Genomic DNA, 5,994 nt, shown 5'->3' with positions numbered 1-5,994 from the left:
CGCTCGATGCGCAAGGCGCAACGACCGCCACCTTCGAGCAGGCGCACGGGTAACAGGGAGCGCTAGGCAGGGTTGGCGTGCGGCAGTATAACTGCCGCATTCCATCATTACAACGGCAGTTGCCGCTTGGCGCTCGGGTAACAATTCACTCTCCACCAACCACTATCCCTCTCTTCTGCCTCACCAATGCAGTACAATACCACAAGAGCCACCTTATAGGAGCGGAACGATGGACAGACGTGACCGCATTGCAGGCGGGTTATACGGCCTCCTGATCGGCGATGCGCTGGGGGTGCCATACGCATTCCACCCACCCAACGAGTTACTGCCACCCGAACAGATTGACATGCAGCCGCCAGTTAACTTCCCGCGCAGCTACCCCGATGTCCCGCCGGGAACGTGGTCAGACGACGGGGCCTTAGCCTTGGCACTGCTTGACTCATTGCTCACATGTAATCGGCTCGATCTCGCAGACTTTACGCTCAAGATACGAAAGTGGTATGAAGAAGGCGCGTATACCCCTGACGGCATCGTCTTCGATGCTGGCATTCAAACGGTCAAAGCCATCCAAGCGTTGCAGCGGGCCTTGCCGCCGTACCGGTCAGGGCCAGCCGGCGAATACGACAATGGCAACGGCTCGCTGATGCGAGTATTACCGCTCGCCCTCTGGCACACCGGCGACGATCGGGCGCTGGTGGCCGATGCGCACATGCAATCATTACCGACCCACGGCCATCTGCGGGCGCAAATCTGCTGCGCGTTGTACTGCTTGTGGGCGCGCTACGAATTGGTTGGCGACAACGATGCGTGGGCAACAGCGACAAACCGGCTGCGCGAGATCTACGGCAACGGGCAAGCGCGGATCGAGCTGGAAACGCATATCCGGCCCGACGATCCGGCGCCGGGAGCAGGCAAAGGCTACGTGGTTGACACGCTACGCTCGGCGCGATGGGCAGTAGCGCAAGGCCACAACTACGAGCAGGTGGTGCGGGCGGCGATTAGGCTCGGGTACGACACCGACACCACGGCGTGCGTCGCAGGCGGGATTGCCGGCATCCGCTATGGGATCAGCGGCATCCCTGAAGGCTGGCGGCGCCAACTGCGCGGGCAGGAATTGGTGGAACCATTATTGGCGCGGTTATGGCAACACCACGGGTAGAGAGAACGCATGCGTTCTCCCACCCCTTACCCGTGCCGGGTTGGCGTTTTCGGCTGCAAACTCAACTGCTGATGGATGACGCGGGCAATCTGCATGGCGCCATCGCGAGGCACGGCGTGCTTGAGCCGCTCGACCGTCGCCGCATAGAGGGCCGGGTCTTCGAGATTGCTGATCGCGGCGACAATCCGCTCGTTGGTGGGGCAGAAAAAGCCCAATTCGTAATTCAGCACAAAATCAATGTTACCGTGCTCTTGAATGCCAACCGCCTCGGTCACGATCACCGGCTTGCGCATCACCAGCGCCTCCATCAACGTACCGGGGCCGGCTTTCGTCACCACCACATCGCTTGCCGCCATCAGCTCTTCCATATTGTTGACAAAGCCAAACAGATGGGTATGAGGCAAGCGCGGCCCGCGGCGCAGCTCTTCGTAGAGAGCGCGGTTCTTGCCGGTGACAACGAGCAACTGCTTATCAGGCATCTGCTGTTCGAGCGTTTGCACCAGCTCACCGAGTCGGCCCGACCCGACGCCGCCGGCGGTCAGCAAGACGGTGAAGCGATCGGGATCAAACCCCAAAGCGCGGCGCACGGCCAGCGCATCACGGTTCGCGGCGGCAAACTTGGGATGCACCGGAAAGCCGCAACGCTGCAACTGGCTCGGCTTCATGCCACGCTTGTGCATCAGACGGTACGCTTCATCGGTGGGGGTGAGGGCCAGATCAACGCCGGGATAGCTCCACGCCGCATGCAGTGTCACGAGATCAGTCACGACGGTCACGACCCGGAACGCATTATGCCGGCGGCGGCGGGCTGCGCAGACAAGGCGATGCACCAGCGGATGGGTCACAACCACCAACCGCGGGCAGCGTTCGGCCAGCAGTCGTTCGAGATTCTGGCGGGCAATCAGATAGACCACCCGCGAGAGAAAGCCAACGGTTGAACGTGAATTGGTCAGTTGAAACGAGAAATTGTACAGTTTCAGCCAGCGGGTCGAAAGCTGGTCATAGAGACCGGGAGCGCTGCGCACGCCGGGCACATTTGTGGCCTGCAACAGATCTTCGATGGCCCACGTAATGCTCCCGCCCGACAACTGTTCGAGCGCCGCGCTAATCGCTACCGCCGCGCTACGGTGGCCGCCACCGGTATCAGAAATGGCAAACAACACATCAATCGGCTGCCGATTCATAGCGGTCTCAATCATAGCGATGTTGTTCTAGATCAGCGATGACCTTCTCGGCAATTTCAAGGGCAGCTTGTGGCCGGGCCGCCGCCTGCGCGCACCGGTGCATTTCCAGCAACATAGTGGGATGGTTGAGCAGATTGAGCACGGCCCGCGGCGTCGATTCGCACATCCGCAATTGGATGCCACTGCCGGTGCTGACCACATAATCGGCATTCCATTCCTCGTGGCCAGGGATGGGGTCAATAATCACCATCGGCGTCCCCCGCGCCATCACCTCGCTGACAATCAGGCCGCCCGCTTTGGTAATCACCAGATCACTCGCCGTAATCAGATCATCGACGTAATCGATAAAGCCAAGCACGCGCAGATCGACATTCGGGGTCGAGATAAAATCGCTCAGTGACTCAACCAGCGTGGTATTGCGGCCAGCCACAACCACAAGGGTCGCCTTGAGTTCACTTTGCATCAAGCCGCTCACGATTTGGCGCACGTGATCATCATCAACCCCGCCGCCAAACAAGGTGACAACCGTGCCATCCAGCGGCAAATCGCGGCGGGTACGCGCCGCGCGGCAGTCGTTGGGCTGGGCAAACTGCGGATCGATCGGAATCCCGCTCACCACAATCTGTTGCGGGCTAATGCCGCGCTCGATCAATTGGGCGCGCGTTTGCTCATCACCTACGAAATAGCCATCAATTTCGGTGTATGTCCAGAAGGTATGAGCCGCATAATCGGTAATCACACAATAGATCGGCTCAACGAAGCGCGCGCTGCGTCTATAGCCGACGAGCAGCTCCATTGGCAAGAAGTGGGTGCAGATAATCACTTCCGGTTGGAACGCGCGCAGCACCTCTTTGAGACCATTGGTGCCGATGCTCTCAACCAGTTTACGGATATTGTTGGTAATTTCAGCCAGATTCGGATCGGCGTTGGTCTGAGTATAAAAATACCCCCATACTAGCGGCGCCCGATCGGTCAATTCAAGGTACGAGCGCGCATAGGCGAGACGGAACAGGCGCGAGGTATGATCGAGCACATCCTCAACCCGCACCTCTCCCGGCTGGCGACGGCTAAACGCAGCGGCCAACGCTTCGGCTGCGCGTTTATGGCCAGTGCCAACCGATGCGTGCAAAATCAAGACTCGCGGCATAACAGTATCTCCGGCGAGGCGCCATCTCGGCGCGCAAGTAGTTGCTCACTTGACGGTATGGTACCATGTTTCGCCGTTATGTGTGGCGAGGCGCAGCCGCGTTAGTTGACACCCCTGCCGGGGTGTGGTACGATGCAATCGCCTTTAATACAGCCCCGCGAGGCTGTAAAGGAGCATAATATAGATGAACCCGAATACGACCCGGCCTGAAATGCCGTTATCCCTTTGCCCCGCTGCGGCGGGCAAGGGTTTTTTTGTTTGCGCAGCCCGCCGGATGCGGAAATGCGGAGGAAAGCATGAGCAACGAGAAGCAGATTCTGTCAGCCGACGAGATTCGGAGAGCGCTGGTACGAATCGCCCACGAGATTGACGAGCGCAACGGCGGCCTGCGCGACGTGGTGATCGTGGGCATTCGCAGTCGCGGCGTGCCGCTGGCCGAACGGCTCGCCGCCGCGATCGCCGACTTTGACGGCACGCGCGTGCCGATCGGCCAACTCGATATTACGCTCTACCGCGACGATTTGAAGCTGCGCGGACCGGCAGCGCGCGTGCGCAAGACCGATCTGCCGATTGACATTACCGGCAAGACGGTGGTGCTGGTAGACGACGTGCTCTTCACTGGACGCACGGTGCGGGCCGCACTCGATGCGATTGCCGATCTAGGCCGCCCGGCCCGCATTCAACTAGCCGTACTGATTGACCGTGGCCACCGCGAATTGCCCATCAGGGCCGACTTCGTCGGCAAAAACGTGCCAACTTCGCTTTCAGAGCGGGTGATGGTGCGCCTGCGTGAAACCGACGGGGTTGATGAAGTTGTGATTCAGCGAGGTGCAAGCAATGAGGAAACTGCGCCGCCACGCGATCGATCTCGATGACTTTAGCGCCGCCGAGATTGAAGAGATTTTAGAGACTGCCGAAAGCATGCGCGAAGTGCTTGGGCGTGAGATCAAGCAGGTGCCGGTGCTGCGCGGCAAAACCGTCGTCAATATGTTCTTTGAAGAGAGCACCCGCACGCGCATCTCGTTCGAGCTCGCCGCGCGCGCCTTATCGGCCAACGTCGTCGCGTTCACCGCCCGCGGTAGCAGCGTTGAAAAGGGCGAGTCGCTGGTTGACACCGTGCGCACGTTACAGGCGCTCGGCGCCGACATCATCGTCATGCGGCATAGCCAATCGGGCGCACCCTATTTAGTGGCGCGCCATTTTCGCGGCTCGCTGATCAACGCTGGCGACGGACGCCACGCCCATCCGACCCAAGCGTTGCTTGATCTGTACACAATGCGCAGCCGGCTCGGCCAGATCCGCGATCTCAACGTAGTGATCGTTGGTGATGTGCTGCACAGCCGGGTGGCGCGCTCGAACTTATGGGGCTTAACCCGGCTCGGCGCGCGGGTAACACTCTGTGGCCCGCCAACGCTGATCGGGCTGGCTGCGTTTTGGACGGCGACATGGCCTACGATCCGGGTCGTCCACGAGCTCGATCCGCTCTTGCCGGAAGCGGATGTGGTGATGGCGCTGCGCTTGCAGAAGGAGCGGATGCAAAGCGGGTTGTTGCCAGCGCTGCGCGAATACACGCGAGTCTACGGTCTGACCGCCGAACGGCTGGCGCGCCTGCCCAAGCACGCGATCGTGATGCACCCCGGGCCGATGAATGAAGGCATCGAAATCTTTCCTGAAGTCGCTACGGCATCGCCGGCAGCGATTGAAGAACAAGTCACCAACGGCGTCGCCGTGCGCATGGCGCTGCTCTACCGAATGGCCGGTTAAGGGGGATACAATGCGGTATCTGATCAAAAATGGCACGATCATCGATCCGGCTAACCGGGTGGCGACGATCGGCGATATTCTGGTTGCGAACGGCAAAGTGGAGCGTTTGTACGATCTCGCCGACTTGCACAGCGAACGCGAGCCGATCGAGCCGGATGTGGAAGTGATTAATGCGCGCGGTTGCGTGGTGGCGCCGGGGTTTACCGACCTCCACACCCATCTGCGCCAACCGGGAGAAGAGCACAAAGAGACGATCGCTAGCGCCAGCGCCGCCGCAGCGGTCGGAGGGTTCACTACTCTCTGCGCGCGCCCAACCACGCGCCCCACGCCCGACAATGCCGCCGCGATCCGGCAGTTGCGCGAATTAGCCAACAGTTACGGCAGCGTGCGAATCGATCTGATCGGCGCGCTGACGCTGGACAACGCGGGGCGTGTGCTAAGCGAGATGCGGGAACTGGCGGAAGCCGGCTGCATCGCCTTCAGTGATGGCGGGCGCACGATCGCCGATGCGGCGCTGATGCGCAATGCGATGGCTTACGCGGCGGCCTTGGGCTTGCCGGTGATGGTGAGCTGCCAAGATCCGCAGCTCGCTGCCGGCGGCGTCGCTCACGAGGGGGCGGTGAGCATCCGGCTGGGGCTGCCCGGCATTCCCGCTGCCGCTGAAGAGGCAATCGTTGCCCGCGACATTGCGCTGGCCGAGGCGACCGGCGCCCACCTGCACATCAGCCGAGTCAGCACCG

The 5,994-nt window shown here is 60.9% G+C and carries 6 protein-coding genes; 4 read left to right on the top strand and 2 right to left on the bottom strand.

From position 1 onward, the window contains the following. The first annotated feature begins 229 nt into the window (after positions 1-229). On the top strand, positions 230-1,159 hold the full coding sequence (locus U9R81_RS07055) for an ADP-ribosylglycohydrolase family protein (protein ID WP_322494799.1): 930 nt from the start codon (positions 230-232) through the stop codon (positions 1,157-1,159). Positions 1,160-1,185: 26 nt separating this feature from the next. Here U9R81_RS07055 and U9R81_RS07050 read toward each other — a convergent pair whose 3' ends face one another. Next, the gene (locus U9R81_RS07050) at positions 1,186-2,343 is read right to left on the bottom strand and encodes an MGDG synthase family glycosyltransferase (protein ID WP_322494798.1); all 1,158 of its coding nucleotides are present in this window, start codon (positions 2,341-2,343) and stop codon (positions 1,186-1,188) included. Between the two features lie 7 nt (positions 2,344-2,350). Then, complete coding sequence (locus tag U9R81_RS07045; RefSeq protein WP_322494797.1) at positions 2,351-3,490, bottom strand: MGDG synthase family glycosyltransferase; 1,140 nt, start codon at positions 3,488-3,490, stop codon at positions 2,351-2,353. 296 nt (positions 3,491-3,786) lie between these two features. On the opposite strand from U9R81_RS07045, the gene pyrR reads away from it, so the two are divergent. The 3 genes from pyrR to U9R81_RS07030 form a co-directional block, all read left to right on the top strand. Further along, entirely contained in the window at positions 3,787-4,365 is a 579-nt protein-coding gene (gene pyrR / locus U9R81_RS07040) for a bifunctional pyr operon transcriptional regulator/uracil phosphoribosyltransferase PyrR (RefSeq protein WP_322494796.1), read from the top strand. Beyond that, on the top strand, positions 4,328-5,254 hold the full coding sequence (locus tag U9R81_RS07035) for an aspartate carbamoyltransferase catalytic subunit (RefSeq protein WP_322494795.1): 927 nt from the start codon (positions 4,328-4,330) through the stop codon (positions 5,252-5,254). The genes pyrR and U9R81_RS07035 overlap by 38 nt, the downstream gene beginning before the upstream one ends. 10 nt (positions 5,255-5,264) lie before the next feature. Continuing rightward, the coding region (locus U9R81_RS07030; protein WP_322494794.1) for an amidohydrolase family protein at positions 5,265-5,994 on the top strand (730 nt) is incomplete at its 3' end.

Source organism: Chloroflexus sp., from assembly GCF_034435895.1.
Taxonomy (GTDB): domain Bacteria; phylum Chloroflexota; class Chloroflexia; order Chloroflexales; family Chloroflexaceae; genus Chloroflexus.
Note: the sequence above shows the minus strand (reverse complement) of the source record. Positions and strands in the feature narration are given on the sequence as shown.

Bases quoted from the DNA above. Each gene is read 5' to 3' on its own strand.
- U9R81_RS07055 (WP_322494799.1), top strand. From the start codon at position 230: ATGGACAGACGTGACCGCATTGCAGGCGGGTTATACGGCCTCCTGATC.
- U9R81_RS07035 (WP_322494795.1), top strand. From the start codon at position 4,328: ATGAGGAAACTGCGCCGCCACGCGATCGATCTCGATGACTTTAGCGCC.
- pyrR (WP_322494796.1), top strand. From the start codon at position 3,787: ATGAGCAACGAGAAGCAGATTCTGTCAGCCGACGAGATTCGGAGAGCG.
- U9R81_RS07050 (WP_322494798.1), bottom strand. From the start codon at position 2,343: ATGAATCGGCAGCCGATTGATGTGTTGTTTGCCATTTCTGATACCGGT.
- U9R81_RS07045 (WP_322494797.1), bottom strand. From the start codon at position 3,490: ATGCCGCGAGTCTTGATTTTGCACGCATCGGTTGGCACTGGCCATAAA.